This is a genomic window from Allobosea sp. (genome assembly GCF_035999205.1).
Taxonomy (GTDB): domain Bacteria; phylum Pseudomonadota; class Alphaproteobacteria; order Rhizobiales; family Beijerinckiaceae; genus Allobosea.
Genome location: NZ_DASYHA010000004.1, coordinates 21,928 through 42,617, shown reverse-complemented (window position 1 = coordinate 42,617; position 20,690 = coordinate 21,928). Strand labels below are relative to the sequence as shown.

General features: G+C 65.6%; 20 protein-coding genes. 9 read left to right on the top strand and 11 right to left on the bottom strand.

What is annotated here, in order from left to right; genetic code table 11:
- The 3 genes from VGN82_RS00930 to xth all read left to right on the top strand — a co-directional run.
- The coding region (locus VGN82_RS00930) for a DNA translocase FtsK (RefSeq protein WP_327525098.1) at positions 1–478 on the top strand (478 nt) is incomplete at its 5' end.
- A gap of 199 nt (positions 479–677) precedes the next feature.
- Entirely contained in the window at positions 678–1,511 is an 834-nt protein-coding gene (locus tag VGN82_RS00925) for a LolA family protein (RefSeq protein ID WP_327525097.1), read from the top strand.
- Positions 1,512–1,678: 167 nt separating this feature from the next.
- Entirely contained in the window at positions 1,679–2,494 is an 816-nt protein-coding gene (gene xth / locus VGN82_RS00920) for an exodeoxyribonuclease III (RefSeq protein ID WP_327525096.1), read from the top strand.
- Between the two features lie 22 nt (positions 2,495–2,516).
- Here xth and VGN82_RS00915 read toward each other — a convergent pair whose 3' ends face one another.
- Both VGN82_RS00915 and VGN82_RS00910 read right to left on the bottom strand, forming a co-directional pair.
- Positions 2,517–2,966, bottom strand: coding sequence for a cyclic nucleotide-binding domain-containing protein (locus VGN82_RS00915; RefSeq protein ID WP_327525095.1), 450 nt, complete (start codon positions 2,964–2,966; stop codon positions 2,517–2,519).
- Between the two features lie 22 nt (positions 2,967–2,988).
- Positions 2,989–3,675: a response regulator transcription factor gene (locus tag VGN82_RS00910; RefSeq protein ID WP_327525094.1), complete on the bottom strand. Its 687-nt coding sequence runs from the start codon at positions 3,673–3,675 to the stop codon at positions 2,989–2,991.
- A gap of 81 nt (positions 3,676–3,756) precedes the next feature.
- Between VGN82_RS00910 and VGN82_RS00905 the strand changes: the two genes are divergently transcribed.
- From VGN82_RS00905 to VGN82_RS00895, 3 genes are all read left to right on the top strand, one after another.
- Positions 3,757–4,326, top strand: coding sequence for a L,D-transpeptidase family protein (locus VGN82_RS00905; protein ID WP_327525093.1), 570 nt, complete (start codon positions 3,757–3,759; stop codon positions 4,324–4,326).
- A 117-nt stretch (positions 4,327–4,443) separates the two neighbouring features.
- Positions 4,444–4,842, top strand: a complete 399-nt coding sequence (locus VGN82_RS00900; protein WP_327525092.1) for a glyoxalase superfamily protein — start codon at positions 4,444–4,446, stop codon at positions 4,840–4,842.
- 145 nt (positions 4,843–4,987) lie between these two features.
- Positions 4,988–6,760 (top strand): sensor domain-containing diguanylate cyclase, encoded by a 1,773-nt coding sequence (locus tag VGN82_RS00895; protein ID WP_327525091.1) that lies wholly within the window; start codon positions 4,988–4,990, stop codon positions 6,758–6,760.
- Between the two features lie 12 nt (positions 6,761–6,772).
- Here VGN82_RS00895 and VGN82_RS00890 read toward each other — a convergent pair whose 3' ends face one another.
- Positions 6,773–7,438 carry a YggS family pyridoxal phosphate-dependent enzyme gene (locus VGN82_RS00890; RefSeq protein WP_327525090.1) on the bottom strand — a complete coding sequence of 222 codons (666 nt, stop codon included), beginning with the start codon at positions 7,436–7,438 and terminating at the stop codon, positions 6,773–6,775.
- Positions 7,439–7,533: 95 nt separating this feature from the next.
- Here VGN82_RS00890 and leuS point away from each other — a divergent pair, with 95 nt between their 5' ends.
- From leuS to holA, 3 genes are read left to right on the top strand one after another with little or no spacing between them, the layout of a single operon-like run.
- The gene (leuS, locus tag VGN82_RS00885) at positions 7,534–10,158 is read left to right on the top strand and encodes a leucine--tRNA ligase (RefSeq protein WP_327525089.1); all 2,625 of its coding nucleotides are present in this window, start codon (positions 7,534–7,536) and stop codon (positions 10,156–10,158) included.
- Positions 10,145–10,699, top strand: a complete 555-nt coding sequence (locus VGN82_RS00880) for an LPS assembly lipoprotein LptE (protein ID WP_327525088.1) — start codon at positions 10,145–10,147, stop codon at positions 10,697–10,699. Before leuS ends, VGN82_RS00880 begins: the two co-directional genes overlap by 14 nt.
- Before the next feature lie 18 nt (positions 10,700–10,717).
- On the top strand, positions 10,718–11,755 hold the full coding sequence (gene holA, locus VGN82_RS00875; protein WP_327525087.1) for a DNA polymerase III subunit delta: 1,038 nt from the start codon (positions 10,718–10,720) through the stop codon (positions 11,753–11,755).
- Here holA and VGN82_RS00870 read toward each other — a convergent pair whose 3' ends face one another.
- From VGN82_RS00870 to hemE, 8 genes are all read right to left on the bottom strand, one after another.
- Positions 11,756–12,634, bottom strand: a complete 879-nt coding sequence (locus tag VGN82_RS00870) for a ParB/RepB/Spo0J family partition protein (RefSeq protein ID WP_327525086.1) — start codon at positions 12,632–12,634, stop codon at positions 11,756–11,758.
- Between the two features lie 34 nt (positions 12,635–12,668).
- On the bottom strand, positions 12,669–13,499 hold the full coding sequence (locus VGN82_RS00865) for a ParA family protein (RefSeq protein WP_327525085.1): 831 nt from the start codon (positions 13,497–13,499) through the stop codon (positions 12,669–12,671).
- Positions 13,496–14,143: a 16S rRNA (guanine(527)-N(7))-methyltransferase RsmG gene (gene rsmG, locus VGN82_RS00860; RefSeq protein WP_327525084.1), complete on the bottom strand. Its 648-nt coding sequence runs from the start codon at positions 14,141–14,143 to the stop codon at positions 13,496–13,498. The genes VGN82_RS00865 and rsmG overlap by 4 nt, the downstream gene beginning before the upstream one ends.
- Before the next feature lie 3 nt (positions 14,144–14,146).
- Positions 14,147–16,039 (bottom strand): tRNA uridine-5-carboxymethylaminomethyl(34) synthesis enzyme MnmG, encoded by a 1,893-nt coding sequence (gene mnmG / locus VGN82_RS00855; protein ID WP_327525083.1) that lies wholly within the window; start codon positions 16,037–16,039, stop codon positions 14,147–14,149.
- An 88-nt stretch (positions 16,040–16,127) separates the two neighbouring features.
- Positions 16,128–17,441 (bottom strand): tRNA uridine-5-carboxymethylaminomethyl(34) synthesis GTPase MnmE, encoded by a 1,314-nt coding sequence (mnmE, locus tag VGN82_RS00850; RefSeq protein ID WP_327525082.1) that lies wholly within the window; start codon positions 17,439–17,441, stop codon positions 16,128–16,130.
- A 266-nt stretch (positions 17,442–17,707) separates the two neighbouring features.
- Positions 17,708–18,973, bottom strand: a complete 1,266-nt coding sequence (rho, locus tag VGN82_RS00845) for a transcription termination factor Rho (RefSeq protein ID WP_327525081.1) — start codon at positions 18,971–18,973, stop codon at positions 17,708–17,710.
- 218 nt (positions 18,974–19,191) lie between these two features.
- A complete protein-coding gene (hemJ, locus tag VGN82_RS00840; protein WP_327525080.1) occupies positions 19,192–19,614 on the bottom strand; it encodes a protoporphyrinogen oxidase HemJ in 423 nt (140 codons plus the stop codon).
- 32 nt (positions 19,615–19,646) lie between these two features.
- Complete coding sequence (hemE, locus tag VGN82_RS00835) at positions 19,647–20,687, bottom strand: uroporphyrinogen decarboxylase (RefSeq protein WP_327525079.1); 1,041 nt, start codon at positions 20,685–20,687, stop codon at positions 19,647–19,649.
- Positions 20,688–20,690: the final 3 nt, after the last annotated feature.

The window sequence follows — 20,690 nt, the reverse complement described above, 5'->3', positions numbered from 1 at the left end:
GATCGACTCGCGCACGATCCTCGGCGAGATGGGCGCCGAGCAGCTGCTCGGCCAGGGCGACATGCTCTACATGGCCGGCGGCGGCCGCATCACCCGCGTCCACGGCCCCTTCGTCTCGGATGCCGAGGTCGAGAAGGTCGTGGCCCATCTCAAGACGCAGGGCCGGCCGCAATATCTCGACGCGGTCACCTCCGAGGAGGAGGAAGGCGGGGCCGAGGGCGAGGACGGGGCGGTCTTCGACAAGGGCGCCATGGCCGGTGCCGAGAGCGAGGATCCTTACGAGCAGGCGGTGGCGGTCGTGCTGCGCGACAAGAAGGCCTCGACCTCCTACATCCAGCGCCGGCTCCAGATCGGCTACAACCGCGCCGCCTCGATCATGGAGCGCATGGAGAACGAAGGCATCGTTGGCCCCGCCAACCACGCTGGCAAGCGCGAAATCCTCGTCGAAACCGGGCGCGCCCGGGAAGACGAGGAGTGAGGAGCGGGGACGGTGGGCCTTGCGGTTGCGCTGCCCCGTCCTCAAATTGCCATCAGGATGCTGCAACCTCTGTGGCATCCGACGCGTTGAGCATCCGCGAACTTTCGGGCATCGGACTTGCCTGCAGCGGATTTGGCGCGAACCGTGTTCCCGGTCCGACCGCGGATCGAAGCGGCACTTGAATGGAGCAGACCTGCTCATGACATCGACCCCGACCCTTCGGGTCAAGGCTGCCATGCTGACGCTCTCGGGCTGCGTCGCCCTTGCCGCGCCGCTCGCCGCACAACCGCTGCAGATCCAGCCGCCGAAGCCCGTTGCCGCCAAGCCTGCGGCTGCGCGCGCCTTGCCGCTTCCTCCCGTGCGGCCGGCCAATCTTGGGCTGCCACGCTTCGCAGAGGCCTCAGCCACGCAAGCCACGTCCGGCGGCAACGCAGCGGCCACCGCGACCGACACCACGCGGCCTGCTGCCACGCCGGCCCGTGCCAAGGTGGCCGCTCCGGCGACCCGCGAGGAGGCGATCGAGCGGCTCAACGCGTATCTCAACAGCTTCAGCTCGCTTCAGGGCAATTTCATCCAGCATGCGGCGGATGGCCGCCGCCTTGAGGGCCGGATCTATATCCAGCGCCCCGGCAAGATGCGCTTCGAATACGAGCCGCCCGCGACCATCGAGGTGATCGCAGATGGGAGTTCCGTGGCCGTGCGCGACAAGAGGCTGGCGACGCAGGACATCTACTCGCTCGGGCAGACGCCTTTGAAGTTTCTGGTGCGCGAGCGCATGGATCTGGCGCGCGAAGGCACGATCACGGGTGCCGCCGTCGATGGCGATGTCCTGACCCTGCGCCTCGAGGATCGCACCACACTGGGTGGGACCTCGAAGATCACGCTGAAGTTCGATCTGGCTGCCAATGTCCTCAGGCAGTGGGTCGTCGTCGATCCGCAGGGCTACGAGACAGCCGTCTCACTCTACAATCTCGACACCCAGCGCCGTCCCGACGCCAAGAACTTCGTGATCGACTATCAGCGCAAGCTCTGACGGTCGCGTCCTGCCCGCCCTGGTGGCGAGCGTTCAGTCCCCACCCCTGCCTCGGCGCGCCAAAGCGTAGGAGGGCGGGATAGGCGTCTTGCGCCGACTCCGATGCGAGCCTTGCTTTTTTGCGCATGGCGAACCAGTTTCCGGCTCCCTCCCGCCGGAATCCCTACGTGCAACTCACCGTCACAAGCTGGAACATCAACTCGGTCAGGCTCCGGATCGGCATGGTCACCGATTTCCTGGCGAGCCATGCGCCCGACATCCTCTGCCTGCAGGAGACCAAGACGCCTGACGAGCAGTTTCCGGCCAAGGCCTTCGAAAAGGCCGGCTATGTCCACCAGGCCTTCATCGGACAGAAGGGCTACAACGGCGTCGCCATCGTCTCCAGGCTGCCCTTCAGCGAGAGGGACGCGATGGCGATGTGCGGCCGCAACGACGCCCGCCACATGACGGTGACGCTCGACAAGGGCGCAGGCCCCGCTGCCGGCGTCGCGATCCATAACTTCTACATCCCCGCGGGTGGCGACATTCCCGACCCCGCGAAGAACGACAAGTTCGCCCACAAGCTCGCCTTCCTCGACGAGATCGGCGCCTGGGGCGTCGCCAAGCGGCCAACCGACCGGCCCGCCATCCTGCTCGGCGACCTCAACATCGCTCCCTATGAGCACGATGTCTGGAGCCACAAGCAGCTCCTCGATGTCGTCAGCCATACGCCGATCGAGACCACGACGCTGGAGAAGCTGCGCTCGGAACTCGGCTGGACCGACGCCGCCCGCGCGCTGCGACCCGAGCCCGAGAAGCTGTACAGCTGGTGGAGCTATCGCGCGGCCGATTGGGAAGCCTCAAATCGCGGCCGCCGGCTCGACCACATCTGGCTCTCCGACGGGCTCAAGCCGGCTCTGCGCGACGTCACCTTCCTGCGCGAGGCCCGTGGCTGGGAGCGCCCCTCCGACCACGTGCCCGTCACGGTCACGCTGGACCTCTGACGGGCCTCGCCTCTACGGCTCCTCAGCTCGTTTGGTCGATCGCCGTCAGTGCGTCCTGCACGGCGCCGAGCTGGCCGACGAAGCCGCGCAGCCTTTCGCTGATCGCCGCCGCCACCGCCTCCGCGGATGCCGGCGATTCCGCCAGAACGCGGCGCATCACACTGCGCGACAGCCGCATCACTTGCGTCGGTTCGCGCGCGATCGCCGTGACCGAGCGGGCGACCGACGTGAACAGGGCCATCTCGCCGATCAAGGCACCGGGCCCGACGATCTCGTCGGCGGGTCCGCCATCCTCCCGGCTGTTGAGCGCGACCGCTCCCGAAATGATCAGGACGGCCCCGTCCGACGGCTCTCCGACGCGGAACAGCACGTCGCCCGCACGCAGGATCCGGGTCTCGGCGGCAAAGGCGATCAGCCTCAACGCATCGCGTTCCATCAGGCTCAGCAAGGGCTGCCGGGCCAGCAGGGTCATGTCGTCGTCAAGTGCCATCGGGCTAGGGATTGAGCCGGTAGCCGCCGGCATCCGTCACGAGCAGCCGGGCATTGCCCGGATCGGGCTCTATCTTCTGGCGCAGCCGGTAGATGTGGGTCTCGAGCGTGTGCGTGGTGACCTGGCTGTTGTAGCCCCAGACCTCCTGCAGCAGCACCTCGCGCGCGATCGGCTTGCGGCCGGCGCGATAGAGAAAGCGCAGGATCGCCGTCTCCTTCTCGGTCAGCTTGGTCTTGGAGCCCTTCTCGCTGACGAGCAGCTTCGACCCCGGGTGGAAGGTGTACGGGCCGACCTGAAAGACCGCGTCCTCGCTCGCCTCGTATTGCCGCAGATGCGCTCGGATGCGCGCCAGCAGGACAGCGAATTTGAACGGCTTGACGACGTAGTCGTTGGCGCCGGCCTCCAGCCCGAGCACGGTGTCCGCGTCCGAGCCCTGCCCGGTCAGCATGATCACCGGGCTCTTGAAGCCGTTCTTGCGCATCAGCTTGACGGCTTCACGCCCGTCCATGTCGGGCAAGCCGACATCCATGATCGCGAGGTCGATCCGCTCGGCCTGCACCGCCTTGACGGCTGCGGTCGCGGTTCCGACGGTCGAAAGCTTGAATTCCTCATAGAGCGCGAGCTGCTCCGCAAGCGCCTCTCGCAAGGTCTGGTCGTCATCGACCAGCAGGATATGATGGACGGCGGGCATGAAGGATCGTTCTGAAGAGAGCGGTCATGTCACCATGAGCCCGCTGAATCGCGACCGCAAGTCACGCTGAATGGAATTCCCGTGAGAAACCGTGATCCGCAGGCACTTTGCCTGCGTCCTGGAGCCCCCCGCAACCTGACGACCCTGCGTGTATTCGCCTCGGTCCGGGACCGCCGCAAAGGCTTTCTGGTTGCCGGTGGCGTAGCCTTCCCTTGTGCGCTCGGCCGTTCCGGGATCGGGACTCTGAAGCGCGAGGGAGATGGGCGTACGCCGCGCGCGGCGCTTCCGCTGCGTAGCGTGCTGTTCCGGGCCGACCGGATCGGGCGGCCACGCACGCTTCTGCGGCTGCGCGCGATCGCCCCACGGGATGCCTGGTGCGACGATGCCGGCGATCGCCGCTACAACCGCCTGATCGACCGCCCGCCGGGCGAGGCAGAGGAACGCCTGACCCGCGAGGACAACCTTTACGATGTCATCGTCGAACTCGGCTGGAATGACGCCCCGGTGATTCGCGGCCGCGGCAGCGCGATCTTCTGGCACCTCGCCCGCCCCGGCTTCACCCCGACAGCAGGCTGCGTCGCCGTCGAAGGACACGTCTTCGCCAAGGTCCTGCCGCGGCTGGCGCGGCGTTGCCGGATTCTGGTCAGATAGGAGAAGTCCGGCTAGATTGCTCGACGAGCACCGTCTCGACTCCTCCCCCCGGATCGGCCCGTCGGCCTCGCAGGCACCGTCCTGCACTGTCGCGGCCGCCCCAAATCGAGACCTGCGATGACTGATTCGGCTTCCAACGGCATCCGCTTCGGACGGATCGCAGCCATGCTCCCGGTTGCTGACATGGCGCGCGCCCACGACTTCTATGCGAACGCGCTGGGCTTCACCAAGACCTTCCAGAACGGAACGCCCGTCGGCTTCATGATCCTGAAGCGCGACGCCGCCGAACTGCATCTGACGCTGCAGCCGGGCCACAAGGCGGCGCCCTTCAACATCGCCCACATGATGGTCGAGGATATCGACGCTGTGCACGCGATCATCCGGGCGCGCGGCCTGAGGATCGTCAAGGGCCTTCGTGACAAGGACTACGGTCTGCGCGCCTTCGTCTTCGAGGATCCGGACGGCAATCGCATCGATGTCGGAGAACCACTCCGCGCCCGGCAGCCCGGGGCGTGACGCACCTTCCGGTCAATCAGGCGCGCGGCATCCGCAACATCCCGGTCATCCTTCGAGAACCATGCCCGTTGAAAGCCGCCTTCCGTTAAGATCGGCTTGGGCCTGATCGGGAAAGCTGGCCTCCGCAGTGATGTTGGAGGCCAGCATGTCCTGGAACGGGTACTTTCGCCGGCTCGCCGATCGCCTGACGGTGCGGCAGCAGACCGCGATGATGACAGGCCTGCTCTGCATCGCAACCGTTGGCATCGTCACCGCGGGAGCCGCGCTGATGGCCCGCCGGCAGGCGATCAGCGACGCCAATCTCGAGCTGGCCGCCATGGCTCAGACCATGTCGAGCCGGCTCGACCAGAACATGTTCGAGCGCTACCGCGAGATCAAGAACATCGCCAATCTGGAGCCGCTGCGCGGGGCCTGGACGGACGATCCGGCGAAGGCACGCGGCGTGCTCGGCCAGCTCCAATCGGGTCTGGAAGACTATGCCTGGCTCGGGCTTGCTGCGCCCGATGGAACCGTACGGGCCGCTACGCGCGGCATGCTCGAGGGCGTGTCGGTGGCCCAGCGCCCCTGGTTCGGCAACGGCCTGAAAGGCGCGACCGTCGAGGACGTGCACGATGCCAAGCTGCTCGACCAACTCCTGCGTCGCAGCCCGGATGAGGCACCATTCCGCTTTGTCGATGTCGCCATGCCGGTCTTCGGCGCCAACGGCGCACTCGCCGGCGTTCTCGGCGCGCATCTGAGCTGGAACTGGGCCAGTGAAGTCCGTTCGAAAGTCCTGCAGCGATACGATTCCGCGCTCGAATCGGACATCTGGGTCTTGGGCCGCGAAGGCAACGTCCTGCTGGGGCCGCAGACGGCCGCATCCGTGCCGGCCGCCTGGCTTCAGGCCGTGAGATCCGGCCGGCCCGCGATCTTCCGGGACATGCGCGGCGAACGACCGATGCTGATCACCCTCGTCGCCACCCGGGGCGAGGGCGACTATCCCGGCCTCGGCTGGATCGTCGCCTCACGGCGCCCGCTCGATGTCGCGCTCGCGCCCGCCAATCGCCTGGCGCTCGCCATCGGCCTTCTCGGGACGCTGATCGCTGCGCTCGGCGCGGCACTGGCCTGGTTCCTGGCCGGCACCGTGACGGGACCGCTGACACGGCTGTGCCGCGCGATCGACCTGATCGGCCGCGATCCGCAGGCGCACGGCGTTGAAAGGCAGCATGGCTCGCGCGACCTGCTGCAGCTCTCCGGAGCCTTGCGCTCGCTGCTGCGCCGCCTCGGAACCGCCGAGAGGGGTGTCCAGGAGGCGAGGGAAACGATTCGGGAGGTCGAGCAGAGGGCCGAGGAACAGGCCCGCGCCGCCGACGAGAAGACGCGCCGACTCGGCTCCGACATCCATACCCTGCGTGCGCTCGCCGATACCGACCCGCTCACCGGCCTGTTCAACCGCCGCGCCTTCCTGCCCTTCGCGGAAGATGCGATGAACTACTTCAAGCGCTACAAGCGCCATGTCGGCGTGTTGATGTTCGACATCGACCACTTCAAGCGCGTCAACGACACCTTCGGTCACGCTGCGGGCGACGAGGTCATCCGCGCGGTCGGCAAGATCATCGCCGGGCAGGTCCGGGCGACCGACAAAGTCGCCCGGTTCGGTGGCGAGGAGTTCGTCGTCTTGCTGCGCGAGACCGACGACGCCGGAGCGACCCTGCTGGCCAACCGGATTCGCGAGGCCGTCGAGAATACCGTCGTGACGCAGGGCCTGGCCCATCTCTCGATTACGATCAGCATCGGCGCCGCCATGGCGAGCCCGCGCGACCGCGACATCGAAGATGTCATCGCGCGCGCCGACGCCGCGCTCTACCAGGCCAAATCGGCAGGTCGCAACCGCGTGGTGATGGCGCAGAGCGAGCCGATCGCGACCGAAGCAGCCTGACGCGCGGGAGCTTCAACCACGCGCGCCGAAAATCGCGCTTCCGACGCGCACATGCGTCGCTCCGAGCTGGATGGCCGCCTCGTAATCGGCGCTCATCCCCATGGACAGGCCGCGCAGCCCGTGCCGCGCCGCGATCTTCGCCAGCAGAGCGAAATGCGGCGAGGGCGGATCCTCGGCCGGGGGAATACACATCAGCCCCTCGATCACCAGACCGTGATGCATCCGGCAAAGCTCCAGGAACGCATCGATCTCGCTCGGGCTGACACCGCCCTTCTGCGGCTCGTCGCCGGTGTTGACCTGGACGAACAGCCTCGGCGCCTTGCCCGTCCGGCCGATCTCCCGTGCCAGTTCCTTGGCCAGGCTCTCGCGGTCGAGCGAATGGATCGCATCGAACAGTTCGACCGCCTCTTTCGCCTTGTTGGACTGGAGCGGCCCGATCATGTGCAGTTCAACATCGGGAAAGCGCACTTTCAGCACCGGCCACTTGGCCTTGGCCTCCTGGACATAGTTCTCGCCGAAGACACGCTGGCCGGCCTCAAGCGCCGGCAGGATGGCGTCGGCCGGCATCGTCTTGGAGACGGCGATCAACGTGACTGAAGCGGGCTCGCGCTCGAAATCGCGCGCCGCGCGTGCGATCGCAGCTTTCGTCTCGGCCAATCGCGTAACCGTATCGCTCATCTCGTATCCCTTCATGCCTGGGCCGACGTTGACCGCGTGCACGCAATGGTGTCCTAGTCCGGGCACCTTTGATCATGCAAGAATAGCCCGTTACCATGGCCGTCGAACGCTACAATCCCAAGGAATCCGAGCCGAAATGGCGTGCCGTCTGGGAGGAGCGCAAGCTCTTCGAGACCAGGAACGACGATCCGCGGCCAAGCTACTATGTCCTCGAGATGTTCCCCTATCCGTCGGGGCGCATCCATATGGGCCATGTCCGCAACTACGCGATGGGCGACGTCGTGGCGCGCTACAAGCGGGCCAAGGGGTTCGCGGTGCTCCATCCGATGGGCTGGGATGCCTTCGGCCTGCCGGCGGAGAATGCCGCCAAGCAGAAGCGCGTGCACCCGCGCGAATGGACCTACGCCAATATCGCGGCGATGCGGACGCAGCTGCAGTCGATGGGCCTGTCGCTCGACTGGAGCCGCGAACTCGCGACCTGCGATCCCGCCTATTATCGCCACCAGCAGAAGATGTTCCTGGACTTCCTCAAGGCCGGGCTGGTCGACCGCAAGACCGCCAAGGTCAACTGGGATCCGGTCGACGAGACCGTGCTCGCCAATGAGCAGGTCATCGACGGCAAGGGCTGGCGCTCCGGCGCCCCGGTCGAGATCCGCGAGCTGACGCAGTGGTTCTTCAAGATCACGGCCTATGGTCAGGAGCTGCACGACGCGCTGGAGGGTCTGACCCGCTGGCCCGACAAGGTCCGCCTGATGCAGAAGAACTGGATCGGCCGCTCGGAAGGGCTGCTGATTCGTTTCGCTCTCGAATCGAATGCCTTCGGGCAGGATGAGATCGAGGTCTACACGACCCGGCCGGACACGCTGTTCGGCGCGAAGTTCCTCGGCATCGCGCCCGATCATCCGCTCGCCAAGGCGGCGGCCGCCAAGAACCCGGCTTTGCAGGCCTTCATTGAGGAATGCAAGCGCACCGGCACGGCCCAGGAGAATATCGACAAAGCCGAGAAGCTCGGCTTCGACACCGGCCTGCGCGTCGCGCATCCCTTTGATCCGTCATGGACGCTGCCGGTCTACGTCGCCAATTTCATCCTGATGGAATACGGCACCGGCGCGATCTTCGGCTGCCCGGCGCATGACCAGCGCGACCTCGACTTCGTCAACAAGTACGGCTTGGGCAATACTCCGGTCGTCGCGCCCGAAGGCGTCGATCCGGCGAGCTTCATCATCACCGACACGGCCTATGTCGATGACGGCCGGATGATCAATTCGCGCTTCCTCGACGGCATGACCATTCCGGAGGCGAAAGAAGAAGTCGCCCGCCGCCTGGAAGGCGAGACGCGTGGCAACCGGCCGGTTGGCGCCCGCAAGGTCAATTTCCGGCTGCGCGACTGGGGCGTTTCGCGCCAGCGCTACTGGGGTTGCCCGATCCCGGTGATCCACTGCGCCGATTGCGGCACCTTGCCGGTGCCCGACGCCGATCTGCCGGTTCAGCTGCCCGACGACGTTTCCTTCGACAAGCCAGGCAACCCGCTCGACCACCATCCGAGCTGGAAGCACGTCGCCTGCCCGCAGTGCGGCAAGGACGCCCGGCGCGAGACCGACACGATGGACACCTTCGTCGATTCGTCCTGGTACTTCGCCCGCTTCACCGATCCGTGGCGGACGGAGAGCCCGACCGACCGGCCAGTGGTCGACCGCTTCCTGCCGGTCGACCAGTATATCGGCGGCGTCGAGCACGCGATTCTGCACCTGCTGTACTCGCGCTTCTTCACCCGCGCCATGAAGGCGACCGGCCATGCCGGGCTCGATGAGCCCTTCGACGGCATGTTCACGCAGGGCATGGTCGTTCACGAGACCTATCGTGACGCCGATGGCAGCTGGGTCGAGCCCGGCGATGTCCGCATCGAGGGCACCGGCACCGAGCGCAAGGGCTTTCATGTCGACACCGGCGCGCCGATCGAGATCGGCGCGATCGAGAAGATGTCGAAATCGAAGAAGAACGTCGTCGACCCCGACGATATCATCGCCTCCTACGGCGCCGATACCGCCCGCTGGTTCATGTTGTCGGATTCCCCGCCGGATCGCGACGTGATCTGGACCGATGAGGGTGTGCAGGGCGCCGCGCGTTTCGTGCAGCGCCTGTGGCGTCTCCTGGGCGAGATCGCCGAGCGGACCGGCAACGCGACTTCGCAGCCGGCCAGCTTCGGCGAGGCGGCCGAGAGCCTGCGCAAGGCCAGCCACCGCGCCCTGGACGCCGTGGGCAACGACATCGAGCGCCTCGGCTTCAACCGCTGCATCGCCCATGTCTATACGCTGACCAACGCCATCGGAAAGGCGCTCGACGCCGCCGCCGAAAATGCGGCGCTGGCGCCGGACATCGCCTTCGCGCTGCATGAGGCGGGCGTGATCGCGACCCAGCTCGTCGCGCCGATGATGCCGCATCTCGCCGAGGAATGCTGGCAGGCGCTCGGCCAGCAGGGCCTCGTCGGCGAGGCCGCCTGGCCCGACGCCGAGGCAGCCCTGCTCAAGGACGACAGCATTGTTCTGCCGGTGCAGGTCAACGGCAAGAAGCGCGCGGAGGTGACGGTGCCGGCCGATGCGGATACGGTTGCGGTCGAGGCCCTCGTCAGGGCATCCGAGATCGTCACCAAGGCGCTTGACGGCCGCGAGATCCGGAAGATCATCGTCGTGCCCGGGAGAATCGTGAATGTCGTCGTCTGAAGCCGCTATGCGCGATGCCTCGCAACCGAGTCGCCGCGCCATGCTGGCCGTCGCGCTGGGCGCTGCTGCGCTGGCTGGCGGCTGTTTTCAGCCGCTCTATGCCGAAAACACGCGCAGCGTGACCGGCGGCAGCATCAAGGACACGATGAAAGAGGTCGAGATTCCCGAGATCAAGGGGCTGATCGGCCATTATCTGCGCAATGAGCTCGTTTTCGAGCTCGATGGCGGCGGCGAGCCGGATCGAACCAAGCGGCTGAAGTTCGACACCAGCATCGCCGAATCCGTCGAGGTCGTGACGGTCGACTACCAGAACGGCCGGGCCGATTCGGCGGTTCTCGTGGCGACGGCGACCTGGACGGTGACGGAGATCGGATCCGGCAAGGTCGTCTCCAAGGGCACCAATTCGGTCCGCGCTCCCTATGAGCGTTCCTCACAGCGCTTCGCCACGGTGCGGGCCGCCCGTGACGCTCAGATTCGCGCTGCCAAGAACCTCGCCACCTTGATTCGCGGACAGATGGCCGCCGATCTCGTCGCCGGCTGACCGGGCGGGAACGCCGCCATGGTCGCCATCAAGGCGCATGAAGCCGACCGCGCGCTGGCGAGGCTCGATCCGGCCTGCCGGCTCGTCCTGATCTACGGACCCGATGCCGGGCTCGTTTCCGAGCGGGCGGCAGCGCTGGCGCGCGCCAATGTCGACGACGCCGGCGACGCCTTCCAGCTTGTCCGAATGAGTGGTGACGACATCGCCTCGGACCCGCTCAAGCTCGTCGACGAGGCCAACACGATCGGCCTGTTTGGAGGGCGACGGGCAATTCGCGTTTCGCCGACATCGAAGCCACTGCTCGCGGCTGTCGAACCTTTGCTGGCGACCCCCTCGAAGGACGCCATCATTATTGTTGAGGCGGGCGATCTCCAGAAGAGCAACCCGCTGCGGACCGCCTGCGAGCGGGCCCGCACCGCACTGGCCGTGCCCTGCTATGGCGACGCCGCCCGCGATCTCGGCACGATCATCGACGAAATGGTTCGCAACGCAGGAAAGAGCATCGACCGCGTCACACGCGATCATCTCGCCGGGCTGCTCGGCGGTGATCGGCAGACCTCGCGTCGCGAAATCGAGAAGTTGCTGCTTTATGCCGGTACCGAAACGACGCTCGCTGTCGAGCATGTCGACGCTGTGGTCGGCGACACCGCACAACGCGAGCAGGCCATGCTGATCGATGCCGTGTTCTCCGGAAGGCTGCCCGCGCTCGACCTCGCCCAGGCCAAGCTTGCCGGTGAGGGTCTCGATCCCGGCGTGATGCTTGGAGCCGTCCTGCGACACACCCTGGCGCTTCTGAAGGCCCGACAGGGAATGGATGCCGGTCGCAGCGCCCGCGACATGGTGGCTGCGATGCGCCTGCCCTATCCGCGCATTGCGGCCACGGAAGCGGCTCTCTCCAGCTGGACAAGCGCGAAGCTGATGGAGGCCGTCAATCTGCTCGGCAATGCGACGCTGGCCGCCCGGCGGGATGGCGACCTCGGCAAGGCCGGCGCGACGCGCGTCCTTTGGACTCTGGCAAGGCTAGGCCGCGCCGCGACGCGGGGCGACCAGCCCTGATCAATCCTTCAAGCGACGGCAGAGCGCGTCGAGCTGCTCCAGCGTCTTGTAGCTGATCTTCATCTCGCCGCCGCCGTTGGGTCGATGGGAGATTGACACCGACAGGCCCAGTGCCTCTTCCAGCGCTTTTTCGACGGCCCGCGTATCGGGGTCCTTGTCGAGCTTCGGCTTGGCCGTGATGCCCTTGCTCTCGCCGCGGGATTCGTCCTGGACGATGCGCTCGATGTCGCGGACGCTCAGCCCCTCATCGACGATCTTGCGGGCCATAAGTTCCGGTTCCGAAACAGACAGCAACGCCCTGGCGTGCCCGGCGGAGACGGCACCTTCGCTCACCATCTGGCGGACGGAATCGGGCAGCTTCGACAACCGAAGCGTATTGGCCACATGGCTGCGGCTCTTGCCGATGACGCGCGCGAGATCATTCTGGGTGTAGTTGAACTCAGCGATCAGCCGCTCATAGCCCGCCGCTTCTTCGATGGCGTTCAGGTCCGTACGCTGGACGTTCTCGACGATCGCAATCTCGAGCGCCTCGCGATCATCGGCTTCGACGAGAATGACCGGCACATCATGCAAGCCGGCGCGCTGCGCCGCCCGCCAGCGCCGCTCACCCGCGATGATCTCATAGGCGTCGATCATGCCGACGATCGGCCTGACGATGATCGGCTGCAGGATGCCGCGCTCGCGCACCGACGCCGTGAGCTCCTCAAGGTTCTCCTCGACGAAATTGCGGCGCGGATTGCGCGCGCTCGGCCGCAGGAACTCCACGGGAACGCGACGTTGTCCCCGAGCCCGCTCGAGCGCGCCGATCTCCTCGCCGACATCGCCGATCAGCGCTGCCAGACCCCGGCCCAGGCGTGAACGCCCCTGTTCTTCGGCCATCGTCATCCTCATGAACCTCTACGCAAAATCGTGATCAGGCCGCTGCACGCAGCGTCCGCTCGCGCCGGATCACCTCCGACGCCAGCTTTAGATAAGCCTGCGAGCCCGAGCAGCGCAGATCGTACAGCAGCGCCGGCTTGCCATAGGAAGGCGCCTCCGAAACCCGGACATTGCGCGGAATCACCGTCTCATAGACCTTGTCGCCAAGGAACTCGCGCACATCCGCCATGACCTGCCCCGACAGGTTGTTGCGCGGATCGTACATAGTCAGCACGACGCCCTGGATGATCAGGCGCGGATTGAGCCCAGCCCGAACCTGCTCGACCGTCTTGAGCAACTGGCTCAAGCCCTCAAGGGCAAAGAACTCGCACTGCAGGGGCACCAGCACGGCATCGGCTGCAGTCATCGCATTGATCGTGATCAGGCTGAGCGAAGGCGGGCAATCGATCAGCACATAGGTCAGATCGGAACAGCGCTGGTCATAGACCAGCTCGTCGATCGCATTCTTCAGCCGATGCGCGCGGTCCTTGGACGCGGCGATCTCCAGCTCCACGCCGAGCAGGTCGAGCGTCGACGGCGCCAGGAACAAGCCAGGAACAGCCGTTTCCTGCAGCGCCTGTCCGAGGCCGACATCGCCACAGAGGACGTCATAGGTCGAAGATTTGCGGCTGCGGCGGTCGACGCCGAGCCCGGTCGAGGCGTTGCCCTGCGGATCGAGATCGACGATCAGCACCTTCTCGCCAATGGCGGCAAGCGCCGTGCCGAGATTGATGGCGGTCGTCGTCTTGCCGACACCGCCCTTCTGATTCGCGAGTGCCAGCACGCGCGGACGGCGCGGCGTGGGAATAGGCGTGAGATCGGTCATTGATCGGCCCGCTTCTCGGCCGCGCGAACCATCAGGATCCGGGCGGCACCATCCGTGACGGAGGAAACCGTTGATGCCTGAATCTTCCAATATCTGGATGAGTCCGTCAATTCCGTATCTAGATGTTGTCCCTTCGGAAAGAGTCCGAGCGTGCCGGTTCTCAACAGCTCTTTGCACCAGCCGAGAAGCTGCGGCAACGGCGCGAGCGCACGGGCCGTAACGACATCAACTTTGCCGACGAAATCGTCGACGACATCCTCGATACGAGCGGCGTGAACCGTCACCGGCGCCCCGGTGAGACGGGCCGCGTGGCGTAGGAAAGCGCATTTGCGGCTGTTGCTCTCGACCAGATGGATGTGCCCGCCGGGCTTCTCTGCCAAGCAGATTCCGATGACCAGTCCAGGAAAGCCCCCGCCAGAACCGAGGTCGAGCCAGCGCAACGCCTCGGGCGCCAGCCCATGGATCTGGAGCGAGTCGGCGATGTGCCGCATCCAGACATCGGCCAGCGTCGTCGAAGAAACGAGGTTCTTGGCAGCCTGCCAACGGGCCAGCTCTGACACCAGTAGCGCCAGGCGCTCCTCTGTTTCACGTGAAACAGGCGTCAAGCGCAAAGCACGCGCGCGATCGGAATTATCAACAGCCATGACTCAGGTCGTGGTTTGGAGCGCAGGCTTCTCACGGTTGCGCCGTGCATGCGCCGCCAGCAATGTGAGCGCCGCAGGCGTCATGCCCTCGATGCGCCCCGCTTGAGCGAGATCGGCCGGCCTCTCACTGATCAGCTTGGCCTTGAGCTCATTCGACAGGCCCGAGATGGCGTCCAGATTCAGGTCGGCAGGCACCTTCAAGGCCTGATCACGCTGATAGGCCGCGATCTCGGCGGCCTGCCGGTCGAGGTAAACCGCGTAGACCGCATCGGCCGTGACGCGCGCGACCGTAGCAGCGGAATAGGCAGCCAGATCAGGCCAGATCGCCACGAGCCGCTCGAAGCCGACATCGGGATAGGAGAGAATCTGGTAGGCACTGCGCTTGATGCCATCGCGGTTGAGCTGCAGCCCGGCCTGTTCGGCCTGCTGCGGGGTCAGCCAAAGCTCCTGCAACTGCGCCCGTAGACCTTCGATCGCGGCGCTTCGCTCGGCGAACACCGCCTGACGCCGCGATCCGACTATCCCGAGTTCAGTCCCCAGGGCAGTCAGCCGCTCATCGGCGTTGTCCACTCGCAGCGAGAGACGAAACTCAGCCCGCGAGGTGAACATTCGATACGGTTCCGTAACACCTCGCGTCACGAGATCGTCGACCAGCACGCCGATATAGGACGAGGTCCGCTCGAGTACGACCGGCTCGGCACCGCCAGCGCGGCGTGCCGCATTGAGGCCGGCAAACAGTCCCTGGGCTCCAGCCTCCTCATAGCCTGTCGTGCCATTGATCTGCCCAGCCAGGAACAACCCCGTGACCGCACGGGTCTCCAACGTGTTGTGCAGCGAACGCGGATCGACGAAGTCATACTCGATCGCATAGCCCGGCCGGAGCATCGTGGCCCGCTCCAACCCCGGGATCGTCGCCAACACGCCGAGCTGGACGTCCTCCGGCAATGAGGTCGAGATCCCGTTGGGATAGACCGTGTCGTCGTCCAGGCCCTCGGGTTCGAGGAAGATCTGATGGCCGTCGCGATCTCCGAACCGGCCGACCTTGTCTTCGATCGATGGGCAATAGCGCGGGCCTCGACCCTCGATCTGCCCGGAGAACATCGGCGCCCTGTGCAGGTTGGCGCGGATCAGGTCATGCGTCGCCAGCGTGGTGCGCGTGATACCGCATGAGATCTGCGGCGTCGTGATCGCGCTGGTCAGGGCCGAGAACGGCTCCGGAGGATCGTCTCCCGCCTGCATCTCCAGCGCCGCCCAGTCGATGGTCCGCCCATCGAGCCGCGGTGGGGTGCCGGTCTTGAGCCGCCCCAAAGGAAAGCGATGGCGCTCCAGCGTTGCAGACAGGCCGAGCGAAGGCGCCTCGTCGACGCGACCCGCGGGGATCTTCGCCTCGCCGATATGGATGAGCCCGCGCAGGAACGTGCCCGTCGTCAGCACGACCGTTCCGGTTACGAATCGACGCCCATCTGCCATGACGACGGCCGTCACGCGACCATCCGCAATGTCGAGGTCGAAGACTTCTCCCGCGATGATGTCGAGACCGGCCTGATCGGCGAGGAGGTCCTGCACCGCCTGGCGGTACAGCTTTCGGTCGGCCTGCGCGCGCGGTCCCCGGACCGCAGGGCCCTTGCGGCGGTTCAGCATGCGAAACTGGATGCCGGCCCGATCCGCCGCCCGCGCCATCACGCCGTCGAGTGCATCGATCTCACGCACCAGATGACCCTTGCCCAGACCACCAATGGCCGGGTTGCACGACATCACGCCGATCGTCTCGATCCGATGCGTTACCAGAGCGGTGCGCGCACCAAAGCGCGCCGCAGCCGCAGCCGCTTCGACGCCGGCATGGCCGCCTCCGACGACGATCACGTCGTAACGGGTTTCGACAGGTTCACGGGACATGGCTGATCGCTACCCAAGCCGCTTGCATGGGTCAATGATTATCGGATTCTGGGCTCCTCCAAGCCTCGCGATGGCAGCGAAAGCGCCTCTACTTGCCGATGCAGAAGCCGGCGAAGAGTTGATCCAGCACGTCCTCGACATCGATGCGCCCGATCAGCCTCTCGAGCGAGAGTACTGCCAGGCGGATATCCTCCGCCAGAAGCTCGGCCTGGCCATGATCCGCGGTCACCGCCCGGTCCAATGCGCGGATCGCCTCGCTCACCGCCACGCGATGCCGCTCGCGCGTCAATAGGGCCGGCTCCGGCGGCGATCGGGCGGCGATCCGTTCGACGATCATCGCCAGCAACGCATCGAGGGCTTGCCCCGTCTTGACCGAGATCGCCAGTTCGCCAGGCGCCGCAACCCCTCCGAGATCGGCCTTGGTCGCGATCGCGAGTGTATCGGAATCCTGGTGAATTCGATCCGGTGCCGAATCGATCGCTCGGAGGCTCAGGACCAGGTCTGCCCGCTCGACCAGTGCCCGCGCCCTGCGCACGCCTTCCAATTCTATCGGATCGGCGCTGTCGCGCAGCCCGGCGGTATCGACGAGTATGACCGGCAAACCGGAGAGATCCAGCCTGACTTCGATCGCATCCCGCGTCGTTCCGGCGATGGGAGAAACGATCGCGACGTCCCGACGCGCCAGCGCATTCAACAGACTCGACTTGCCGGCATTGGGCGGTCCGGCGAGGACGACGACGAAGCCGTCACGCACGCGCTCGCCCATGTCGAAGCTGCCGAGCGCCGCGCGCAAATCGACCAGAACCTGCATCGCCAGGGCCATGGCTTGGTCGGCGAGGGGGCCGGATACGTCGCCTTCATCGGAGAAATCGATCTCGGCCGCCAGTAGCGCCATGGCCTCGACCAGGCGCAGCCGCCAGCCCGATACAGACTCGCCGAGCGCCCCTTCCATTTGCCGCAGCGCTTGGCGCCGCTGCCATTCCGTTTCCGAATCGATCAGGTCCGCCAGTCCCTCGACGGCAGCAAGATCAAGCTTCCCGGCCTCGAAGGCGCGCCGCGTGAATTCGCCGGCTTCCGCCAGGCGTACTCCCGGAAGGGCGCAAAGTACGACCAGCAGCTTTGCCAGCACAGCACGCGCGCCGTGGACATGGAGCTCTGCGACGTCCTCGCCGGTGAAGCTCGCTGGCGCGGGAAAGTACAGAACCAGCGCGGTGTCGATGGCCTCGCCCGCCCCGTCACGCAGCCTTCGAAGCATCGCCTGTCGTGGTATCGGGATAATGCCGGCAATCGTTTCAAGAACGAATCGGACGCGTGAACCCGAGATTCTGACGACTGCGACGCCGGCTCGGCCGACAGCCGAAGACAGGGCCACGATCGTGGGATGAGGGTCAGGCCCGGTCATACCTGAACTCGCAGTTGGAAAATCTGCTGACGACGTTGGCGCATGATACGCGCTCGGCCATGTCGAACCCGGGTCCAGCGTCTTGGCGAACGAGCACTACCGGGTCAGACTCTGCGCGCTCGGGCCCGGCGATCTCAGCAATGGCAGCGTGATCGTCGGGTGCAGATCCGCTCGATCATCACGGAACCGAATCGGCGGGAGGAGCCGATCAAGGTAGACGCGCCGGTCTGCCGGACCGACGCGTTCCCTCAAATGCTTGCGGTGCGTCAGGTGTTCATCGAGTCGAAGAAGTCGGCGTTCTGTTTGGTCTGGCGCAGCTTGTCCATCAGGAACTCGATCGCGTCCTGCGGACCCATCGGGTTGAGGATGCGGCGCAGCACATAGGTTTTGGCCAGGACATCCTTCGGCGTGATGAGCTCTTCCTTGCGGGTGCCCGACTTGAGGATGTCGATCGCCGGGAAGATGCGCTTGTCCGAGACCTTGCGGTCGAGAATGATCTCGGAGTTGCCGGTGCCCTTGAACTCCTCGAAAATCACCTCGTCCATGCGGCTGCCGGTGTCGATCAGCGCCGTGGCGACGATCGTCAGTGAACCGCCTTCCTCGATGTTGCGGGCCGCGCCGAAGAAGCGCTTCGGCCGCTGTAGCGCGTTCGCGTCGACGCCACCGGTCAGGACCTTGCCGGAGGACGGCACGACGGTGTTGTAGGCGCGGCCAAGGCGGGTGATCGAATCGAGCAGGATGACCACGTCGCGGCCATGCTCGACGAGACGCTTGGCCTTCTCGATCACCATCTCGGCGACCTGGACGTGGCGCGTCGCCGGCTCGTCGAAGGTCGAGGACACGACCTCGCCCTTCACCGAGCGCTGCATGTCGGTGACTTCCTCGGGCCGCTCGTCGATCAGCAGCACGATCAGGTAGCATTCCGGATGATTGGTCGTGATCGACTGCGCGATGTTCTGCAGCAGCACCGTCTTGCCGGTGCGCGGCGGCGCCACGATGAGGGCGCGCTGGCCCTTGCCGATCGGCGCGACGATGTCGATGACGCGGGCGGAGAAGTCCTTCTTGACCGGCTCCGCGACTTCCATGCGCAGGCGCTCGTCGGGATAGAGCGGCGTCAGGTTGTCGAAATTGATCTTGTGCTTGATCCGCTCGGGATCCTCGAAATTGATCGTGTTGACTTTGAGCAGCGCGAAATAGCGTTCGCCATCCTTCGGTCCACGAATCGGGCCCTCGACGGTGTCGCCGGTCCGCAGGCCGAACTTCCGGATCTGCGTCGGTGAGACATAGATGTCGTCCGGGCCGGGGAGATAGTTCGAATCAGACGAGCGCAGGAAGCCGAAGCCGTCGGGCAGAACCTCGACCACGCCTTCGCCGAGGATCTCGGTTTCCTTGGCCGCGAGCTGCTTCAGGATTGCGAACATCAGCTCCTGCTTGCGCATCGTGCTGGCGTTCTCGACCTCGAGCCCCTCGGAGAAGGCGAGCAATTCGGTCGGCGATTTGACCTTGAGGTCTTGGAGCTTGATTTCCCGCATGGGGCACCCGGATCGAAAATGTCGCGGCGCGAACGGCCGAGACCAGGACGGTAATGGAATGATCGACAGGCCCGGACGGACGGCGCGGAGGTTGCGCGCCACGAGCGGCTGCTAGGGCAGTCGGCTCAGGAACCATCGACAACAGGGAGAACGCTGGAGAAGCGCAAATCCCTGATAACCGGAATCATCGTCCCGCTCAAGCGGGAAACCGCGAATCCTCAGAATGGCTTGACGATCACGAGAATGACGATGCCAACCATCAGCAGGGCGGGGACCTCGTTGAGGATCCGGTAGAAGCGGGCCGACTTGGTGTTGCGATCATTGGCGAAGTCACGGACGCGCCCGACCAGATAGCCGTGCATGCCCGACAGGATCAGCACCAGTAGCAGCTTGGCATGAAGCCAGCCGCCCTTGAAGCCGAAGGCCTGCCAGGCGAGGTAGAGGCCGAGCAGCCAGGCGACGGTCATCGCGGGGTTGATGATCCCCTTCAGCAGCCGCCGTTCCATGATCTTGAAGGTCTCGGACTGAATCGACCCGACCGCTGATTCGGCATGATAGACCATCAGCCGCGGCAGATAGAGCATCCCGGCCATCCAGGAGATCACTGCCAGGACATGGAAGGCCTTGAGCCACTCATACATCGAAATCTCGCTCCATCTGCCGTGAGGACATCTCAGGCCCGCACGGCGGCAAGGAGCCGCTCGACATGGCTGATCGGGGTATCCGGCAGGATACCGTGACCGAGATTGAAGACGAAGGGACCGTCGCCGAATGCCGCACGCACGGCAGCGACGTCGCGTTCGAGTTCGCGCCCGCCCGCCCGCAACACGAGCGGATCGAGATTGCCCTGGATCGGGACCAGCGACTGGATCTCCTCTCGCGCGAAGCTGCGATCCATGTCCGAATCCAGACCCACCGCGTCGACGCCGGTTGCCCTGACATAGCCGGGCACCAGCCGGCCGGCGCCACGCGGGAAGCCGATGATCCGTGCCAGCGGATGCCGCGCCCGCACACCCTCGACGATCCGGCGCGTCGGATGGACGCACCAGCGCTCGAAATCCTCCGGACCCAGTGAGCCCGCCCAGCTGTCGAAGATCTGCACTGCATCGACGCCGGCCTCGATCTGCGCACACAGATAGCCGATCGAGGCTTCGACGATCCGGTCGATGATCTGCTGGAACAGCGCCGGGTCGCTCTCGAACAACGCCTTGGCGGGACCCTGATCAGGCGTGCCGCGCCCCGCCACCATATAGGTTGCAACCGTCCACGGCGCCCCGCAGAAGCCAATGAACGCGGTCTCGCGAGGAAGGGACGCCTTCACGCGGCGAACCGTCTCGATGACCGGCGCAAGCAGGTCCGGATCGGCCTGTGTGGCGATCTCGCCAAGCCTCTTGTGGTCGGCGACAGGTTCGAGCCGTGGACCCTCGCCCTCGACGAACCACAACTTTTGTCCGAGTGCCTGTGGCACCACGAGAATGTCGGAGAAGAGGATCGCCGCATCGAAGCCGAAGCGTCGGATCGGCTGCAGTGTAACCTCGGCCGCCCATTCCGGATTATAGCATAGCGACAGGAAGCTGCCGGCCTTGGCGCGAATGTCGCGGTACTCCGGGAGGTAGCGGCCCGCTTGCCGCATCATCCAGATCGGAGGGGTCGCGAGTGTCTCGCCGGAGAGCGCACGCAGAAAGGCCGGCTCGTCCTGTGTCGCGGTGCTCATCGG

Coding starts and splice junctions, on each gene's coding strand:
- VGN82_RS00925 (WP_327525097.1), top strand. CDS start 678: ATGACATCGACCCCGACCCTTCGGGTCAAGGCTGCCATGCTGACGCTC.
- VGN82_RS00915 (WP_327525095.1), bottom strand. CDS start 2,966: ATGACCCTGCTGGCCCGGCAGCCCTTGCTGAGCCTGATGGAACGCGAT.
- VGN82_RS00910 (WP_327525094.1), bottom strand. CDS start 3,675: ATGCCCGCCGTCCATCATATCCTGCTGGTCGATGACGACCAGACCTTG.
- VGN82_RS00900 (WP_327525092.1), top strand. CDS start 4,444: ATGACTGATTCGGCTTCCAACGGCATCCGCTTCGGACGGATCGCAGCC.
- VGN82_RS00895 (WP_327525091.1), top strand. CDS start 4,988: ATGTCCTGGAACGGGTACTTTCGCCGGCTCGCCGATCGCCTGACGGTG.
- VGN82_RS00890 (WP_327525090.1), bottom strand. CDS start 7,438: ATGAGCGATACGGTTACGCGATTGGCCGAGACGAAAGCTGCGATCGCA.
- leuS (WP_327525089.1), top strand. CDS start 7,534: ATGGCCGTCGAACGCTACAATCCCAAGGAATCCGAGCCGAAATGGCGT.
- VGN82_RS00880 (WP_327525088.1), top strand. CDS start 10,145: ATGTCGTCGTCTGAAGCCGCTATGCGCGATGCCTCGCAACCGAGTCGC.
- holA (WP_327525087.1), top strand. CDS start 10,718: ATGGTCGCCATCAAGGCGCATGAAGCCGACCGCGCGCTGGCGAGGCTC.
- VGN82_RS00870 (WP_327525086.1), bottom strand. CDS start 12,634: ATGGCCGAAGAACAGGGGCGTTCACGCCTGGGCCGGGGTCTGGCAGCG.
- VGN82_RS00865 (WP_327525085.1), bottom strand. CDS start 13,499: ATGACCGATCTCACGCCTATTCCCACGCCGCGCCGTCCGCGCGTGCTG.
- rsmG (WP_327525084.1), bottom strand. CDS start 14,143: ATGGCTGTTGATAATTCCGATCGCGCGCGTGCTTTGCGCTTGACGCCT.
- mnmG (WP_327525083.1), bottom strand. CDS start 16,039: ATGTCCCGTGAACCTGTCGAAACCCGTTACGACGTGATCGTCGTCGGA.
- mnmE (WP_327525082.1), bottom strand. CDS start 17,441: ATGACCGGGCCTGACCCTCATCCCACGATCGTGGCCCTGTCTTCGGCT.
- rho (WP_327525081.1), bottom strand. CDS start 18,973: ATGCGGGAAATCAAGCTCCAAGACCTCAAGGTCAAATCGCCGACCGAA.
- hemJ (WP_327525080.1), bottom strand. CDS start 19,614: ATGTATGAGTGGCTCAAGGCCTTCCATGTCCTGGCAGTGATCTCCTGG.
- hemE (WP_327525079.1), bottom strand. CDS start 20,687: ATGAGCACCGCGACACAGGACGAGCCGGCCTTTCTGCGTGCGCTCTCC.